17 protein-coding genes and 1 pseudogene are annotated in these 15,639 nt (G+C 61.5%); 5 read left to right on the top strand and 13 right to left on the bottom strand.

What is annotated here, in order from left to right; all coding sequences use genetic code 11:
• Positions 1-96 precede the first annotated feature (96 nt).
• The 11 genes and pseudogenes from C8N44_RS17985 to C8N44_RS17935 all read right to left on the bottom strand — a co-directional run.
• Positions 97-429: pseudogene (locus C8N44_RS17985) on the bottom strand (TrbG/VirB9 family P-type conjugative transfer protein); the annotation flags it as partial.
• Positions 430-433: 4 nt separating this feature from the next.
• The gene (locus tag C8N44_RS17980) at positions 434-1,099 is read right to left on the bottom strand and encodes a VirB8 family type IV secretion system protein (protein ID WP_107978160.1); all 666 of its coding nucleotides are present in this window, start codon (positions 1,097-1,099) and stop codon (positions 434-436) included.
• Positions 1,096-1,857 (bottom strand): type IV secretion system protein, encoded by a 762-nt coding sequence (locus C8N44_RS17975; RefSeq protein WP_107978170.1) that lies wholly within the window; start codon positions 1,855-1,857, stop codon positions 1,096-1,098. The genes C8N44_RS17980 and C8N44_RS17975 overlap by 4 nt, the downstream gene beginning before the upstream one ends.
• An 83-nt stretch (positions 1,858-1,940) precedes the next feature.
• A complete protein-coding gene (locus C8N44_RS17970; RefSeq protein WP_107978159.1) occupies positions 1,941-3,161 on the bottom strand; it encodes a lytic transglycosylase domain-containing protein in 1,221 nt (406 codons plus the stop codon).
• Positions 3,151-3,312, bottom strand: coding sequence for a hypothetical protein (locus tag C8N44_RS23450; RefSeq protein WP_158274086.1), 162 nt, complete (start codon positions 3,310-3,312; stop codon positions 3,151-3,153). Before C8N44_RS23450 ends, C8N44_RS17970 begins: the two co-directional genes overlap by 11 nt.
• Entirely contained in the window at positions 3,309-5,657 is a 2,349-nt protein-coding gene (locus C8N44_RS17965) for a VirB4 family type IV secretion/conjugal transfer ATPase (RefSeq protein ID WP_107978158.1), read from the bottom strand. Before C8N44_RS17965 ends, C8N44_RS23450 begins: the two co-directional genes overlap by 4 nt.
• On the bottom strand, positions 5,647-5,925 hold the full coding sequence (locus tag C8N44_RS17960; protein WP_107978157.1) for a VirB3 family type IV secretion system protein: 279 nt from the start codon (positions 5,923-5,925) through the stop codon (positions 5,647-5,649). The genes C8N44_RS17965 and C8N44_RS17960 overlap by 11 nt, the downstream gene beginning before the upstream one ends.
• A 12-nt stretch (positions 5,926-5,937) precedes the next feature.
• Positions 5,938-6,228, bottom strand: a complete 291-nt coding sequence (locus C8N44_RS17955; RefSeq protein ID WP_107978156.1) for a TrbC/VirB2 family protein — start codon at positions 6,226-6,228, stop codon at positions 5,938-5,940.
• Positions 6,225-6,839, bottom strand: a complete 615-nt coding sequence (locus tag C8N44_RS17950) for a lytic transglycosylase domain-containing protein (protein WP_107978155.1) — start codon at positions 6,837-6,839, stop codon at positions 6,225-6,227. Before C8N44_RS17950 ends, C8N44_RS17955 begins: the two co-directional genes overlap by 4 nt.
• Positions 6,840-6,903: 64 nt before the next feature.
• Complete coding sequence (locus tag C8N44_RS17945) at positions 6,904-7,257, bottom strand: hypothetical protein (RefSeq protein ID WP_107978154.1); 354 nt, start codon at positions 7,255-7,257, stop codon at positions 6,904-6,906.
• A gap of 465 nt (positions 7,258-7,722) precedes the next feature.
• Positions 7,723-8,328, bottom strand: coding sequence for a recombinase family protein (locus C8N44_RS17935; RefSeq protein ID WP_107978168.1), 606 nt, complete (start codon positions 8,326-8,328; stop codon positions 7,723-7,725).
• Between the two features lie 196 nt (positions 8,329-8,524).
• Here C8N44_RS17935 and C8N44_RS17930 point away from each other — a divergent pair, with 196 nt between their 5' ends.
• The 4 genes from C8N44_RS17930 to C8N44_RS17915 all read left to right on the top strand — a co-directional run bounded on the left by C8N44_RS17930 (position 8,525) and on the right by C8N44_RS17915 (position 12,734).
• Entirely contained in the window at positions 8,525-9,277 is a 753-nt protein-coding gene (locus C8N44_RS17930) for a hypothetical protein (protein ID WP_107978153.1), read from the top strand.
• A gap of 315 nt (positions 9,278-9,592) precedes the next feature.
• A complete protein-coding gene (repC, locus tag C8N44_RS17925) occupies positions 9,593-10,843 on the top strand; it encodes a replication initiation protein RepC (RefSeq protein ID WP_107978152.1) in 1,251 nt (416 codons plus the stop codon).
• 61 nt (positions 10,844-10,904) lie between these two features.
• A protein-coding gene (locus C8N44_RS17920) for an IS3 family transposase (RefSeq protein ID WP_107978151.1) occupies positions 10,905-12,130 on the top strand; the annotation gives its coding sequence in 2 pieces (ribosomal slippage) (positions 10,905-11,247 and positions 11,247-12,130; 1,227 coding nt in all).
• Between the two features lie 43 nt (positions 12,131-12,173).
• Positions 12,174-12,734, top strand: a complete 561-nt coding sequence (locus tag C8N44_RS17915; protein ID WP_107978150.1) for a hypothetical protein — start codon at positions 12,174-12,176, stop codon at positions 12,732-12,734.
• A 339-nt stretch (positions 12,735-13,073) separates the two neighbouring features.
• On the opposite strand, the gene C8N44_RS17910 is transcribed toward C8N44_RS17915, so the two are convergent.
• Both C8N44_RS17910 and C8N44_RS17905 read right to left on the bottom strand, forming a co-directional pair.
• A complete protein-coding gene (locus C8N44_RS17910) occupies positions 13,074-13,475 on the bottom strand; it encodes a hypothetical protein (RefSeq protein ID WP_107978149.1) in 402 nt (133 codons plus the stop codon).
• Positions 13,476-13,741: 266 nt separating this feature from the next.
• Positions 13,742-14,269 carry a thermonuclease family protein gene (locus tag C8N44_RS17905; RefSeq protein WP_158274085.1) on the bottom strand — a complete coding sequence of 176 codons (528 nt, stop codon included), beginning with the start codon at positions 14,267-14,269 and terminating at the stop codon, positions 13,742-13,744.
• Positions 14,270-14,548: 279 nt separating this feature from the next.
• Here C8N44_RS17905 and C8N44_RS17900 point away from each other — a divergent pair.
• A protein-coding gene (locus tag C8N44_RS17900; protein WP_107978147.1) for an IS5 family transposase occupies positions 14,549-15,381 on the top strand; the annotation gives its coding sequence in 2 pieces (ribosomal slippage) (positions 14,549-14,885 and positions 14,885-15,381; 834 coding nt in all).
• The last annotated feature ends 258 nt before the right edge of the window (positions 15,382-15,639 follow it).

The following is a 15,639-nucleotide window of genomic DNA, read 5'->3' as shown; positions in this document are numbered from 1 at the left end:
TCGCGCACATTGCGAAACGCACTCCCCATCATGAGATGGGTATCACCTCGCAGTGCCGGAGCTCATCTACAACGTGGGGCGCAGCCGCCGCTTACAATAGTAGCTGCGGCGATTGGTATAGACCGTGATGTTGGTCGAGATTCCTTGCGCCCCCGGTTTGATCGCAAAGGCGCGGCCTCCGGGCACCCCATCCAGCATGAAGCCTTCCGTATCGCCAGCGATGATCGAGCGGATGGTCTCGCCCTGTCCGAACTCAATGCTCGTTACATGGGTCATCGAGACGTTGATCCGATAGACCTCTCCGTCGCGATAGGTGGCTGTGCGGACGCGGCTGTCGTAGTGACCAGGTCGCGGGGAATATTCCGCCTGCGCGGCCGTCGCCGCCAGGGCGAGTCCGAAAGCCAGTGTCCAGATGCCTCGTCTTTTCATGGCGTCACTCCTGCCTGTCGGACACGACCGCGTATTCAGTCACCGTGAAGCCGAAGGGATTGCGCCACACATCGTCTATCTGCCGCATTTGTGCGGGCCGAAACTCATAGAGCAGCGTTGCCGTGAAGCTCCCTGTCTGCGTCCCTTCATTGGACGTCAGCCGCTTCCGAAACCGCACTTGTGCCCGGTTGTTCGTAATGAGGTTGATCGAGTCGATTTGCACATCGAGCCGCGCATCCTCGCCGTAATTGTTCGGCGGATAATTTGCGTGGCCGCTTGTCCAAAGCTGTCGCAGGGACGCTTCCGCATTCCCGTCCGACATGGCGAGGACACGTTCAATGCGCACATCGTTGTCGAGCTGGTTGTAGGTTTCCCGCGCGTTTACATAGCGGTAGACTTCGGCCTGAATGATCGCCGGGCGCTCCGTCAGCGAAACGGCTTCAACCGCCGCGTTCGGAACTGCCATGCCGGTCTCGCTGTCCACTGGGACCACGACCGGCGGCGGGTCCACATCGAGGACAGAGACAGCCGCAGCCGCCAGACAGCCCGCGATGCCGAAGACCGCGCTCCCGAGCGCAACCTTCTGCCAGAGCCGTTCACGGCGGCGAGCGCCGTAAACAAGCTCTTCTTCGATGATTTCGTTATCCTTAGCCACGCCAGCCTCGCTCATTCGAGGTCCGGCAGGGTGAAGTCCATGAACCGCTGTTCCTCAGCGATGGTGGCCGCATCGACCACCCCGCTTTGACCGGACCCTACCGTTTGAATTGCTTCGAGTTCCCACATGCGCGTCATGGCGATCGCCAGCTCCGCCGTGACGCGCGTGTTGTGATCGACGCTCGACTTGAGCGTTTCCATGTCGGGGATCATCCCGACCAGCTCATCTACCCGCTCAAGCGACTGCGCCGCCTCGCGGTGGCTGTTCTGCGCCGCCGCCGACATGACAGCCCCGGTAGAGGCGCGCGTGGCGACGTTCTCCGCGCCTCGGTTGCCGCTGGACGCCATTTCCGACAGCGCGTCTTCACCGAAGCCAGCTTCGGCCAAGACGCGCTCCATTTGCGTCTGCATCTGCGGCGCTGAGCCGCCCAGGAGGCCCGAGAAGTCGCCATTCGCGACGCCTTGGGCCAAGTCGATCACGTCTTCAAATTCCTGATCGAGAAGGCCGTTCAGGTCGCCGTTCTCCATCACCATCGCGGCCACGTTCGTCGGACCGCTCAGAGCGTCATAAGTCTCTTCGAGCTGGTCGATCTGGCTTTGAAGAAGTTCGACTTGCTCAAGCAGTCGGTCGAGCTGATCCGACTGGATGCCGTAGTCTTCCAGCATCTGCTGGATTTGCCGAATTTCCTGCGCGATGTTCTGTGTATCGACCACCGGCACGCCCTGCGCGTGGGCCGGGGACGCAGCCATGATCGCGGCCGCGCTGGAAAGCATGGCGACACCACCACCAGAGACGGCAACCGCACCAATCAGGGCCGTTGCGCGGACCCACCGTCCAATCGTTTTCGAGATAGCCATCACTCGAAATCCTCCATTTGAAAGTCCATGAAGGCCCGCTCTTGGGCCGCTCGAGCCGCCATCGCGACTTGCTCCGCGGAAAGGGCGCGGGTCTGCGCCGCTTTGAGCCGAGTGCGGATCGCGACGAGCCGCGCCAGCTCCGCGCGGGCGTAGGTGTTCAGGGCATAGGCTTCCTGAACGTCTTCGGCCTCCCCGATCCGCTCTATGATCGCGCTGACGCGCGCTGCGGCCGCTTGCACGGAGGTCAGGGAGTAGTCGCCGTAGACCCCCGATCCGTAGGCCGTCATGCTCATGGTCGAGTTGGCGAGCGTCACAGGGTCGATGGTGCCGAGAGAATCCACGCCGCCGATGATTTCGAGGTAGTGGTTGTAGCGCTCCGGGATCACCTGCACGTAGTGCTGGGTTTCCTCGAACGGGGGGACGCCCCCATAGTTCTGCACGTTCCCAGGGCCGGCGTTGTAGGCCGCGAGCGCATGAATGATGTTCCCGTCGAACATATTCAGCATCGAGGCGAGATAGCGCGCGCCACCTTCGACTTGGAGATAGGGGCTTTCGTAGTATTCCGGGTTGATGCCGAGATCGCTGGCCGTGCCAGGCATGATCTGCGTCAGGCCGAACGCTCCTACCGGCGACTTGGCCCCGATGGTGAAGCGGCTTTCCTGCCAAATCAGAGCTTGGAGAAGCGCCCGCCATTGGACCACGGACAACCCGGCAGTGCCGACACCGGCGTTGCCGTGCGTTTCCTTCGCCACGCGGATAATCAGTCCTTCGACCGAACCGCTTGCGTCTCCGAACCTCTCTTCGACTTCGCCGCCGCCGGTGCCCGGATCGCTGTTCCCAGCCTCGTCTTCAACGGCCCCGAACATTTGTTCTGCGCCGGGGTTTGTATCGACGGGCGAGTAAAGCTCATCCGAGGCCGTCTCATCCGAGCTGCCATCTTCGAGGCTCGCGACCATGCCCGACACGTCCGTGTCGCCCATCGTTGCCGTCGAGTGAATGTCAGCCAGAGCGTCGAGCTGTTCCTGTTTGATTTCGACCAGCCGCTCAGCGGTATCGAGAACGTCCTGTTGGAGCAGCAGATCAAGTTCCGTGCGCTCGATGATCCCCTGAATCTGCGCATTCTTCTGCGCATCGAAGACAGGAACGCCCTGCGCTCCTGCCACGGCGGGCAGGGCGGTCAGAGCTGTGCAGAGCAGGAGCGCCGGGAGCTTAGTCGTCATAGGAGACAACCTTCCAATGCTCCGAGTTCACCGGCGTGAAGGTGCAAGGTCCGTCCGTCGGGGCGAAGCTAAAGCACTCAGCGGTCGAGGGCTGGTAGCCGCACCCGGCAAGGGTCACGGCCATGAGCAGGGCAGCAGTCAAGAGCTTCATCCGATCCTCCAAAAGTCAGGGCGGTCGCGGTAGTCTTCCCCGACCAGTTCCTCGCCCTTTTCCATCCCGCCCAGGATGGTCAGAAGGTTGCCGAGCGGGCTCAGATCGGCATCGACCAGGACCGAGCCCTGATCGTCGCGCACAAGCCCGAGGCGCGAGTTGCTGCCCGAGTTGAGCAGCATGTCGAGTTCCTTGTCGTGCAGGCCGAGCAGGTCATAGTCGCTGCGGCGTGCCCGTATGTTGGGGAGAAGGATTTGCGTCGGGACCGCCTCAACGATGGTCTGACCAACATTCGTCCTTTTGAGCTGACTGGCATACTGCGTCATCATCACGACGACCGCGTTTTGCTTCCGGGCCGTGACGAGCCAGTTGCTCAGCCGCTCCGCGAAGTAGGGGTTATCGAGTGCCTTCCACGCCTCATCAATGACGATGATCGTGCGGCGGCGATCTTCGATTTTCCGCTCCACTCGGCGGAACAGATACGAGAGGACCGCCATGCGCTCTTTCTCGCTTTCGCTGTCCAGTATCCCGGTCAGATCGAAGCCAACCGTCTCGCCTTCGAGCGAGAACGTGTCCTCTTGGTTGTTCCCGAAAATCCAGCCGTAGCGTCCGCCTTCGGTCCACTCGACAAGGCGCTCGTGCAGATCGCCTTCGTCGTCGGTCGAGCTGAACAGCGAGGCCAAGTCAGTCCAGTTGCGAAGATCCTCGCGCGCTTCCGCGTTCTGCCGCACAACCTCTTGGATACGGTTCACCTGCGTGGGCGTCAGGGGCTTGTCAGAGCGATGAACCAGAGCGGAGAGCCAGTCGGAAAGCCATGCCTGCCCGCGCGCGTCGATCTCAGTGCGGAGCGGATTGAGGCCGGTCTTCTCGCCTGCATTGATGGACGTGTAGCGGCCACCGTTGGCGCGCACTGCCATTTCCATCCCGCGCCGGTAATCGAAAACGAACAGCCGCGCGCCCGCGCGCTTCGCCTGCGTCATCAGAAAGGCTGCGAGAACCGACTTGCCCGAGCCAGGGCGTCCGAGGATCAGAGTGTGCCCCCCGGTCGGCTCTTTCTCAGGCGACCCTTCCTCATGGAAATTGAAGTGGAAGCCACCCCTATCCACAGTCGGGAACATGGTGACGGGAACGCCCCAAGGGACGCGCTCGCCGGTCTTGCCCATTTGAGGGCGATGAAAGGCGGCATAGTCCGCGAAGTTGTGGTTCGTGACTGCCGCCTTACGGCTGCGCTTGGCTCCGTTTCCGGGATGCTGCGCAAAGTAATGCGTCTTGGCCGCGAAGCTCTCATTCACCATCGTGACGCCTTCGGTCGTCGCGATGTTGCGCACCTCCGCGCCGATGCTATCGAGCTTTTCTTCGGTCTCAGCGAAGACCGTCACGGTCATGTGGTGCAGCCCGAAGCTCAACCGCCCGGTTTCGAGATCATCGAGCGCGGTCGGCATTTCCTCAAGCAGCGACATTGCGCCGTTGTCCGACGCGCGGCGAAGGCGCATCTGGCGCTTGATCCGCCCCGCCATGACGTTCGAATTGATGGTGCTGAAAGACTGCGTGACGACCATATCGACCGGCAGGTTCAGATCATCGAACATCGTGCACTGCGATGTGCTGTGATAGCTCTTGAGCGCGTAGGTGGTCCCGACGCGCCGCCCTATAGTGCCTTCTGACAGGTAAAAATTCGGGCCTTTGAACGTGACGCGCGTGTTCGCCACGTCCTGCGCCACATAACCATAGGACGAGCCGCGATAGATCGGGCTTTCCCGCCCCACATTCAGCGCCCCGAGAAAGCCCAGCAGCTCGCCTTCCTCGGCCGACAGCAGCCGGGCGTTCAGGTTCCCAAAGGTAGAGCGTAGGAAATTCGTGACCTCGTAGAGCCGCCGAAGGCCCTTTTCCGTCTCGCTCTGAAGCGTCGCCATCGACTTCGCGCGGCGCAACGGCACGTTAGCCCCGAGCGTCGGGCGCCGCATGACCGTCAGCGTGAGGGTCTTGTCGCGGAGCTTTCCACCGTCCAGGTGCGCCCGCCAGCGGTTATCAACCGCCTCGGCAAAATCACCTCCGTTGACCGCTGGCAGGCCGTGTTCGACCGGCCGGGAAACCTTGTGGACGTAGAAGCTGTAGTCCGATCCTGACTGCGCCACGATATGCGCGAAGAGAGCCCGCGTCTTGTCGAGCAGTTCGTCTTCCGTGGTGGTGCTGTTCAGGCCGTCGAGCCGGATGCACTGCATCAGCTCATTGCCGCGTGTGCGGATCGTCTTGTCATCGACCAGTGCCACGTAAGGCAGCAGCGAGGCCATCTTGCGTTCGCGGGCAAACCACGTCGGCAGGAGTTCGTTGTCTTCAAGGGACATAGCTATCTCCCCCGTGCTGGCGACGGTTCCGCGTGGGCGGAGTTTCTTGGAGAGTGGTCGCGATCACGTCGATGAAATGCGGGTCCCAATCCGCCGCCTTCCAGAGAACCGGGTAGGCGGCGAGGGCCAGCAGCGCGACGATGACGCTTTGCACCCAAAGGAAGACCAGAACAGACCCGAACATCCAGATCATCGCATACATGATCGGCAAGCCGAGCAGCTTGGGTGGTTGCGTCAGACCGAGATAGACACGGGACTGTTCTGTCATCGCTTTTCGACCTCAGTTATTCCAGATGGTCGAAACAATGGTCGGCGCGGCCGCGACGCCGGCGATGGCGATCACGGTCCAAAGTGCCTGCCGGAAGTCGAGAATCCCGAACAGCCAGGTCAGGAAGACCCCGATCAAAGCGAGCGTCCCGATCACCATGCCGAGCGGGCCAGTGATCGCGTCCACGATGCCTTGCAGAAGGTCTTGCACCGGCGACAGGTCCAGCTCTTGAGCGAGCGCCGGTTCGGCAATGGCAAAGGTCAATACGACCGCCATAGCCACGTGAGTGATATTCGGCTTCATCCTAAATCTCCTTGCAGCCTTGCGAAGACCCCCATGACCTTGAGGACGTGATTTTGGGTCTCGCGATACGGGGGTATCCCCCCGTTCTCGACCACGGCTTCCGGCCCCGCGTTGTAGGCGGCGAGGGCGAGCCGTGGGTTCTGGAACCGGGCGAGCTGGGTCAGAAGATACCGAGCCGACCCGTCCAGATTTTCCTGCCAATCGTGCGGATCCACCCCGAGGGTAGACGCCGTAGCAGGCATGAGTTGCCCGAGCCCGATCGCGCCAACATGGCTGCGCGCGTTCGGATCGTAGGCACTTTCGATTTCGATGTTTGCGCGGAAAAAGCGGCGCCAGTCCGAGACGGACATGCCGACGCGCCGTAGTGCCGGGTGTGACCCGTAGCGCATGGCCGTCGTGTCTATCGCTTGGAGGACCGCAGCGGGCGGCGCGACTGCGCGCGGCACCTGTGCCGCGGCTTCCGCTTCGCCGCCTTCTTCATCTTCCTCGTCTTCATTGAACAGGAAAATGCTGTCCCTGTCCGACCGGCGCGCATCGCCGTATGTCCGAGAAAAACCGTTCTGTGGTGATTGAGCTTCGAGGCTTCCGTCCGACCGCATCACCATGACCATTCCCTGCGCGTCAGCAGGCGTCGTGGTGAGCGCGGCGGCTACAAGAGCCGCGCCAAAGAGTGCGCTACTCTGAGGCTTCGTCGTGTTTTCGTAGGAGGCGCTGAGACGCCCGAGTGCCCGCTTCCAGCGGAATCTCGATGAACTTGCATCCCTGATCGTGCAGGAAGGAGATGAGACCCGGAGCCGTTCGGAAATACCGAGGGGCGAGGTCTTTTTCCCCTTTGCCTTTTCCTCGTGCCGTGACGAGCAAATGTTCTTCGCCGTTATCGTCCGAGACAGCTCGGAGATACCAGCGACCATACCAGGTTGCGTGCTGCTTGAAGGCGCTTTCCGAGCAGACGATCTCCGCTCGATACCCGCGCTCGAGTAAGTTTCTGAATGTCTCTTCGACGACCACATTAGGCGCTGCTTTGAACATGCGTCCGGCTTGGCCTCCTAGCTCACGAGCATCGGGGACGCGCACCGGACAAGATGCCGCCACCGATACAATATTGTTATTTTGTCCGCAACCGTGCAGATTGCAGTCAACGTCGGGTCTTCCCGGACATGGTGAATCCGGGTGCTCACCAATTTACCATTGCAACACAAGGGGTTCACCTATGATATGCGGTCACTTTCACCCCCTGAACGCTATAGTAATTTTGTTGGTTTTTCTGGCCTCCCCAGCCCTTTCCCAGAGCTGTCTACCACCGGAAAAACCATATTTGCCATCAGCGGAGAGCGAAGTGCGCGAGTATGCCGACCTACTGCGCCAAGACTTCGAGAATTATCTGTCAGGCGTCTCGGACTACATCGCTTGTCTCGACCAGGAGCGCGCTCGCGCCTTCCGTGAGGCCCAAGAGGTCACGGAGCAGTATCAGAGGTTCATCGAGATCGTCAGAGACTAGCCGTTGTCGGCGTCTTCATGGATCGCCTTGGCAACCGTGGTCCGGCTGATCTGTAGCTCCTTGGCAATCCATCGCTGGCTGCGGCCCTCGGCTGCGAGCGCACGGATTCTCTGACCGTGGCGCCGCACGACTGGCGCGTCGCCCTCCTGCCGGCCCAAGGTTTTTCCTTTAGCTCGTGCGGCTTCCAGCCCTGATTTGACACGCTCAGACAGCAGCGCCGTTTCGAACTCCGCAACGCCCGCGAGGAAGGTTGAGATCATTTTCCCCATCGGTGAAGACACGTCCAACTCAAGGCCGTTCAACGTCAGTAGCGAAACCTTCTTCGCTTCCAGCTCGCTCAGTGTTGAGAGAAGGTCCGAGGTGGAGCGCCCCCACCGGGACAATTCCACGACCGCGATTGCGTCCACTTCGCGCCGCTTCGCCATCGCCAGAAGCCGCGCTCGACCGGGCCGACTGTCCCGCCGTCCGCTGGCTGTCTCGCACTCTTCCGCGACAATCTCGTAGCCTGCCCGCTCTGCGAAGGCCCGCAGCTCGCGCAACTGGCGCTCGCCGTTTTGCTCCGGCGTCGAGACCCGCGCATAAATGGCAATCTTGTGGCCCATTTGAACCCCCCTGCGGAGAACCCTCGTCAGGCCCTTCACACACTGGCCTCGCGTTTGGACCATATAATCATTTGTCTGAATGGGCCACCCGTGGCGCCGCCCGACTCATCGAATTGCCCCCGCTTGCTCATCTGAGGATGACAAACTAACAATATTGTGGCAGGTATTTCCTGACCCCTCAGAGGAGGCCCGCTCCATGCTGTCTACACTCAAGACAACAACCCTTGCCGCCGCAGCAGGCGTCGCCGCCATTGCGGCGCCGCCCGCTCAGGCTCAGTCTTACCCAATCGACTGCGCGATCCTGCTTTGCCTATCTCACGGCTGGCCGGCCTCAGCGCCTTGCGCCGCCGCCAAGGCTGAGTTCATTCGGCGGATTACGCCGTGGCCGGTCGAACCGCCACTTCAAATCTGGCGCTGTCCAATGGGGGGCGGCGTCCAGTTGCAGAGTGCCCCCGCACAAAGCCCGTGGCTGGATAACCCCGTGATCGACGCGGGAACCGATCCGCAGCCTCTCCCAGCCGACTCCGGCGCACCCGAGGCCGTCCCGGCGGTCTTGCGCAACTTGGGCGGTGATGACTTCGAGCCCACCGATCTTCTGCAATTCGTCCAGGACTACACGGATGGCAGCGGCCGCGCCGACATCGACATCAGCGACCCGACTTTCGACTACGTGCGCTCGATCCGCGTCTACAGCGTTGAACATATGCGTCAGCGCGAAGCCGGTCGGGATGGCGACGAGTATTGCCGCAGGTACGAGAGCGTCCGCTTGGGCACCTATGGCGAGCAAGGATCATTCTCATGGCACGGCGCCGATCCGAGCGACCTACCTGATGCCTTCGTCGGTGATGAACGGTGGGGAGACAACTGCCCGACCGTTTTCGTCCGCGCGGTCTTCGTGGATTGGCACGATTACCAAGGCAACTACGGCTTCGAGCAGGTGAATTACTAGGCTTTGTGCCCATGCCGGGCGTGCAACCCTAGAATTGCGACACCCCACGAAACCCTGTATGCCTTATCACATAATAGTGCGGCCAGAGAGTCGCAGGCAAAGGAGCAGTAACACCAGCACAAAGTAAAGCCCCCGCGACGGCGGCAACCATCACGGGGGGGCTATAGAGCCAGGGTCGGCAAACCCAGCAAACCTATCTGTCAGGTTCGGTTCTACCAGCTCCCCTACATCGCAGGCAAGCGAAAAACGCACTCGTGCGAACCACCCCGCTTTGTCTGTCGCCGCCTCGCTCCAACAGCAGCGAGAACCGAACCAATGCAGGCAGCACATCTATATTCCGTGGCTCCGTCAGAGCCTCGACAACCTATCCTTCCGACCGGCATGGAGCGCGACGGCTTCGTCGCCCTGGTCGATACCATCGCCCCGCTTCTCGGGGTCGGGAACGCGGCGCTCAGCACGTTCCGCGTCATGATCGCCATGACCAAGCCGCGCGCCTTCAAGGACGGCTCTCAAGAGCCGTGTTGCTACGCCAGTCAATGCGAGATCGCGCACAAGCGTATGGTGAACCCGTCCCGCATTCGCGCCCATGAGCGGGAGCTTGAGGCCGCAGGTCTCATCGAGCGCCGGACTATGGCAAACGGTGCCCGCTCCGGCTTCGCCGGATGCGGCGTCTACTTCACACGAGCCATTGCCCGCGTTCATGACTTCCTAGCCATGCGCGATCAGCTCGAAGTCGATCGCCGCACCCACACTACCCTCCGGGGCCTGCGCAGCGTCCACAAGCGCCACATCAAGGCAGCGCTGTCCGACCTGATCGACGCTCTAGGCGTCACGGCAGAAGTTCAGGCGATCATCGAAGCCTATCAGGGTTGGCCGGACGCAGACGCGCTTCATCGGCTTTCGCTGGCCGACCTCGAAGCCCATGTCGAAGAGGCGGACAAGCTGTGCACAAGTGCCTACGACCTTCTATCAAACGTGCTAGAATCGAGCGGTGGACCGGTCGAAAACGAGCGGTCCTATATACAAGATACAAGCCAAGATCCTAATCCTGTAACTTGTAACGCTCACGCGATCATGCGGAGCGCGGGCAAGCCCGCGCACTCAGATTCAGTAGATGCACCGCCTACCGGCGGCGCATCCTGCAATGAAAAAGAGGATCGGCGGGGAGCGACCGAGCGCAACACCGAATATCTCGCCAAGCTCACCCCGCAACAGCTCTACCGGCTATGCTCCGAAGAAATGCAGCTCTACATCGACGGCCGAGTAGGGGCGGGCTATCCCTTCGACCTCCGCGCTTTCGAGATCGCCGCAGAAATGCGAGTGCCAGAGCTTGGGATCAGTCCGAGCGCCTGGGCCAAAGCGAGAGACGAACTACAAGGCGGCGCGGCCACTCTCGCGGTCCTAATCATCGACGCAAAGACCAGCGGCCCCCGACCGCAAATCAAATCGCCCGGAGGGTATCTGCGCGGCATGATCGCGAAGCATCGAGAGGGATCGCTGAATCTTGTCGGCGGGCTCATTGGGTTGTCGACAAGATGCCACGCTAATCCCGGCACATACCCCTAGGATAGTGAACTGGCCCCTGTTTCGACAGGACACTTGGGCATAGCCATGGAGGCTTAGGCATATGCCTGATCACGTGCTTATGTCTGAGATAGAGATCATCACCGATGGTGGCCGTCGGCGCCGCTGGCCTGCCATGGAGAAGCTGCGGATCGTCGAGGAGACGTTGGAGGACGGTGCCAGCATCTCTGTCGTCGCGCGCCGGAATGGCGTGGCTCCGAACCTGTTGTATCGTTGGCGCCGTCTGATGCTGGACGGGGGAGCGGTGGCCGTGTCCGAGGATGACGATGTGACCAGTAATCGTGCCGTCCGGCAGATGGAGGATCGCATCCGCGAGCTCGAGCGCCAGCTCGGCCGCAAGACGCTCGAGGTCGAGATCCTCAAGGAGGCGCTGGACAAGTCGCGCTCAAAAAAACGGACCTGGCTCGCGCAATCGCAGCCGAAGGGCGGTTCCCGGTGAAGGTCGTGGCCGAGACCCTGGGCGTCTCCCGGTCGAACCTGCATGCTCGGCTGAGCGGGAGCGCAAAGCCGCGACGGCGCTACCACAAGGCACAAGACGCGGCGCTGCTGCCAATGATCGAGGCGCTGGTGGCGGCGCGGCCGACCTATGGCTACCGCCGCATCACGGCGCTTCTGAACCGTCGGCTGCGGGCGGACGGCGCGGCGCCCGCGAACCATAAGCGCGTGTATCGCATCATGCAGGCCCATGGCCTTCTGCTGGCACGGACACATGCCGAGCGGCCCGAGCGTGCCCACGACGGGAAGATCGTGACGATACGCTCGAACCTTCGCTGGTGCTCCGATGGGTTCGAGTTCACCTGCTGGAACAAGGAGATCATCCGCGGCGCGTTCATCATCGATGCGCACGACCGCGAGATCATCTCTTGGCGCGCAGTGGCGGGCGCCGGCATCAGTGGGTCCGATGTCCGCGACATGATGCTGGAGGCCGTGGAGGCCCGGTTCGGCGGTTACCGCACGCCGCATTCCGTCGAGATGCTCAGCGACAATGGCTCGCCCTACACCGCTCATGACACACGCATCTTTGCGCGTCAGCTCGGACTGAAGCCATGCTTCACGCCGGTAAGGAGCCCGGAGAGCAACGGCGTCTCGGAGGCATTCGTGAAGACCCTGAAGCGCGACTACGTGCAGGTCACGCCGCTGCCCGACGCTGCCACCGTCCTCGAATTGATTGCCGGGTGGTTCGAGGACTACAACACAAGTCACCCGCACTCAGCGCTGAAGATGCGCTCGCCTCGCGAGTTCATCCGAGCTCAAACCGCAACGGCCTGAGTGTCCGGCGAAACGGGGGCAAGACCAGATAGATCGGACGAGCATGATTGAAGATGGTGCAACCGACTGGGGCAACGGCGGCCCGCGACCAGCCGCAGACGGCTTCGATATAGAGGCCCGTTCGAAGTCCGTCTATGAATGGGTGCGACAGGTTCGCGGTGGTGTTCTGGGTGGAGCCTTCACCGTCGAGCGCCATCTGAGCGCTGCCATCGTTTATTTCATGCTCGGCGACCGGCTAGAGCGAGACGACGTACAGTCCGCGTTTGATGAGGGCCTGTTGACGCCGCTCTCTTTCGAGCGTCGCATCAACGTCGCAATGCTTATTGCCCCACATTTTCTATCCGATGATGAAGTGAAGGCGCTTAGGGGGGACCTCAACGCGCTCCGCACCATTCGCAACTCTATGGCTCACAAGCCATTCTGGTTTCACCCCGAGCTGAACGACAAAGACCAGGTGTTCAATCTCGTCCCGATGATCCAGCGTGGCAAAGCTCCCATCGCTTTGACCTCAGCTTTCACCCATCAGCTCAACAGCCAGATAGCAGGCTTGATCGACCGAACCGCAACACTCGCCGCAACGGTGGCTAAACGAGAGAAACGGTGACGACGCTAAAAGGCCGGAACCTCGCGGTCCCGGCCCGGTGCTATCACCTTTCGCGGCCATCGGCGTCCCCGCCTGTTCCGCACCTTTGACAATACTGCAACGTTGCACCGGATCAAACCCCATCATCTTTCCCATAATATCCTCGGGGGAAAACGAGGTAGCACTTTGGGGGCAGACAGCCCCCATGACGAACATTGTAATATCGTCGTGCGCCAAGTATTGTTTCGGAAAGGCTGGCCGTTGTTTCGAGCCTTGCCTTGATGCATTCTCCCGATCTCTTCGTGGTGAAGAGACACTTCGGCCCCCTTGCTCCGGCAGGGGGCTTTTTTTCGTGCCGATCTAAGTCCCGACCGAGCTTTCGGCGGGGGCCTCAAGCTCGCTGATCTTGGCGCGCGTCGTTTCCAGCTTGTTCAAGGATTCCAGGATGGTGCCGGGAATGAAAAAGACCGACGAGAAGGCGATCAGGCAGATGAAGACCTTCTGCGTCCTGTCGGAAACGATGTGGCTCAAAGCCAGGACCAAGCCCATTGCGGCGAAAGTCCCGACGACAAGAGCGAACAGCATCATCACGCACCATGCCGTGAAGCCCCATGATCCCATCATCGCGCCGTGGACCCCGGCCTTCATCGCAATGACATAGGCCGCAGCCAGTCCCGTGAGAGCGAGGGCGAAGTCGCTCATTTCCCTGCGATAGCCGTCGGCCACCGGGTTGTGCGCGCCATTGTTGTTGGTTTCGGTCATGCTCGATCCTTTCTTGTTTTCGAGTGTCCTGAGAAGGATATGGACTCTTTGTGAAAACCAGAAATCGAGCGTTGCCCGGCCTTGGGGCCGGGCGGTTGGCCCGACCTGCCCACAGGACTCCTCGCTTACCTTCGCTCTATGGGGGGGGGCGCGTCCAGCTCGTCGCCTGCATGGCGCGAGGCTGACGCCTCGCGCTGGAAAGCTCGGGCAGATTCACAGCGGAAAGCCGCGCCAGGTGCGCGGTTTACATCGCGTCTTGTTGTCGTTCAGCGACTTCGCCACTCCTGCGGCATGACGAACTCGGTAGCCCAAATGCCGCGGTCGATCTCACGCGCGGCCCGTTCGTCTCCGACATAGCGCCGCGAGTATTCGTGGTAGGCAACCGCGAGGCCCTGCGCCACCATCTCACGGTTCAGCTCCACACTGCCCGATTGGCAAATCGCAACCGACCGGCCGTAGCGATCCACGTCCCGCACCTCGCAATCGACCCGCCGGGCAACGATCATCGTTTCCAGGGCTTGCGTCGCCGCCCGACCACACTGCCAGACCGAGCCGTCTGGCCGCTCGCAGCTCTGGTCAGATTCCGGGGCGTCTATGCCGAAGAGGCGAACCCGCTCGTCATCGACCCGTAGCGTATCTCCATCTTCTACCTTCGCACGCCCCGACAGCGTTGCGGTCGTCGCCGGCTCACGGTCGCTTTCAAACCTATCGAACCATCTGCCGAGCTGGTCATTCCACCCGATCAGCTCGGGCCCGCCGGGCGCGAGCCCGGCCAAGACCACAAGAGCTGCCACGAACACAATCGCGCCCGGCGCCTTGCTATGCCTCCGGCGACCGAAAAGGTTTCTGCGTCTCAACTCTACACCCGTTCAATATAACAATATTGACATAATACTGCGTCATAAAGCGAGCATCGAGGGCGAGATAGAGCTTTCCGGGTGCAAGCCTTGCGTGAACTTGCGGCTCGATGAGATAGCTATGTTGGGTAAATTCTCTCGACTGCCGGGAGTTAGGCCGTGTTGACAAAAGGGATTCACAGCGCCCGATAGGTGTGATTCAAGCTGGCAACTGCGATGGAGACCAGCTTGGCACGAGACCTGATGTCCGACGACGAGTGGGCGTTCTTTGAGCCGTTCATCTTGGCCGTCCGCGCCCCGAACGGGCGCAAACCGATCAACCACCGACTTGTTCTCGATGGGATTTTCTGGATCGCCCGAACCGGAGCCCCGTGGCGGGACCTGCCCGAGGAGTTCGGCAAGTGGTCGAGTGTCTACCGGCAGTTCCGGCGCTGGACCTTGGCAGGGCTCTGGGAGGACATCATGGACGCACTGAACCGGAGCGGTGCCGTGCCGGACGCGCTCCAGATGATCGACAGCACAGTGGTACGCGCACATCATCAGGCGGCGGGCTCAAAAAGGGGACTCCGCGACCGGGTCTCGGCCGTTCTCGGGCGTCCGGTGGGAAAACGATCCCCCGGATCGTTTTCTGGACCACCTTCCCCTTCACGACCAAGATCCACCTCCTCGTCAACGCACACGGTCTGCCAATGAGGACGGAAATCACACCGGGCCAAACATCGGACTATCTCGGCTTTGACCTAGTGATGGCCGACAATCTGCCTGCACCGAGCGTCTTGCTCGCCGACCGGGGATACGACGCGGACGGCATTCGCAGAACCATAGAGCAACGTGACGCCTTGCCGGTCATCCCGATGCGAAAGTCCCGCAAGGTGCGCGTCGGCGTGGATCGATCGCTCTACAAGCTGCGTAATCTCGTCGAACGCTGCTTCAACAAGCTGAAAAATGCCCGCCGGGTCGCAACCCGATACGACAAGACTGCGGAGAGCTTCCTGGGCTTCATCGACATCACTTCGATCCGGCTGTGGCTACGCCATTTGTCAACATGACCTAGTCGTCCCTTCGGTCCTCTCCGAGCCTGCCCGTCCCGTTCTCCCTGCGGCCCAGGTGCGCCGGCGTGCGTCTCGTCCCGAGCCGCACGCCGGCGCGGCCGCATGGTCGCCCGGGCCGGTCTGTCTCGGCCCATTCGGGTGACGGTCGCTTGTGCGAGTTTGGAGATCCCCGCGCGAGCGCGGCGATCACGTCAGGCGGGGGGTTCGGACAAGCCGAACGCCGCCCGCATACTTGGGCCAGGTCGCGCGAGCGCG

It is taken from the genome of Allosediminivita pacifica, from assembly GCF_003054175.1.
GTDB lineage: Bacteria > Pseudomonadota > Alphaproteobacteria > Rhodobacterales > Rhodobacteraceae > Allosediminivita > Allosediminivita pacifica.
This window is presented reverse-complemented; position numbering and strand designations above follow the sequence as displayed.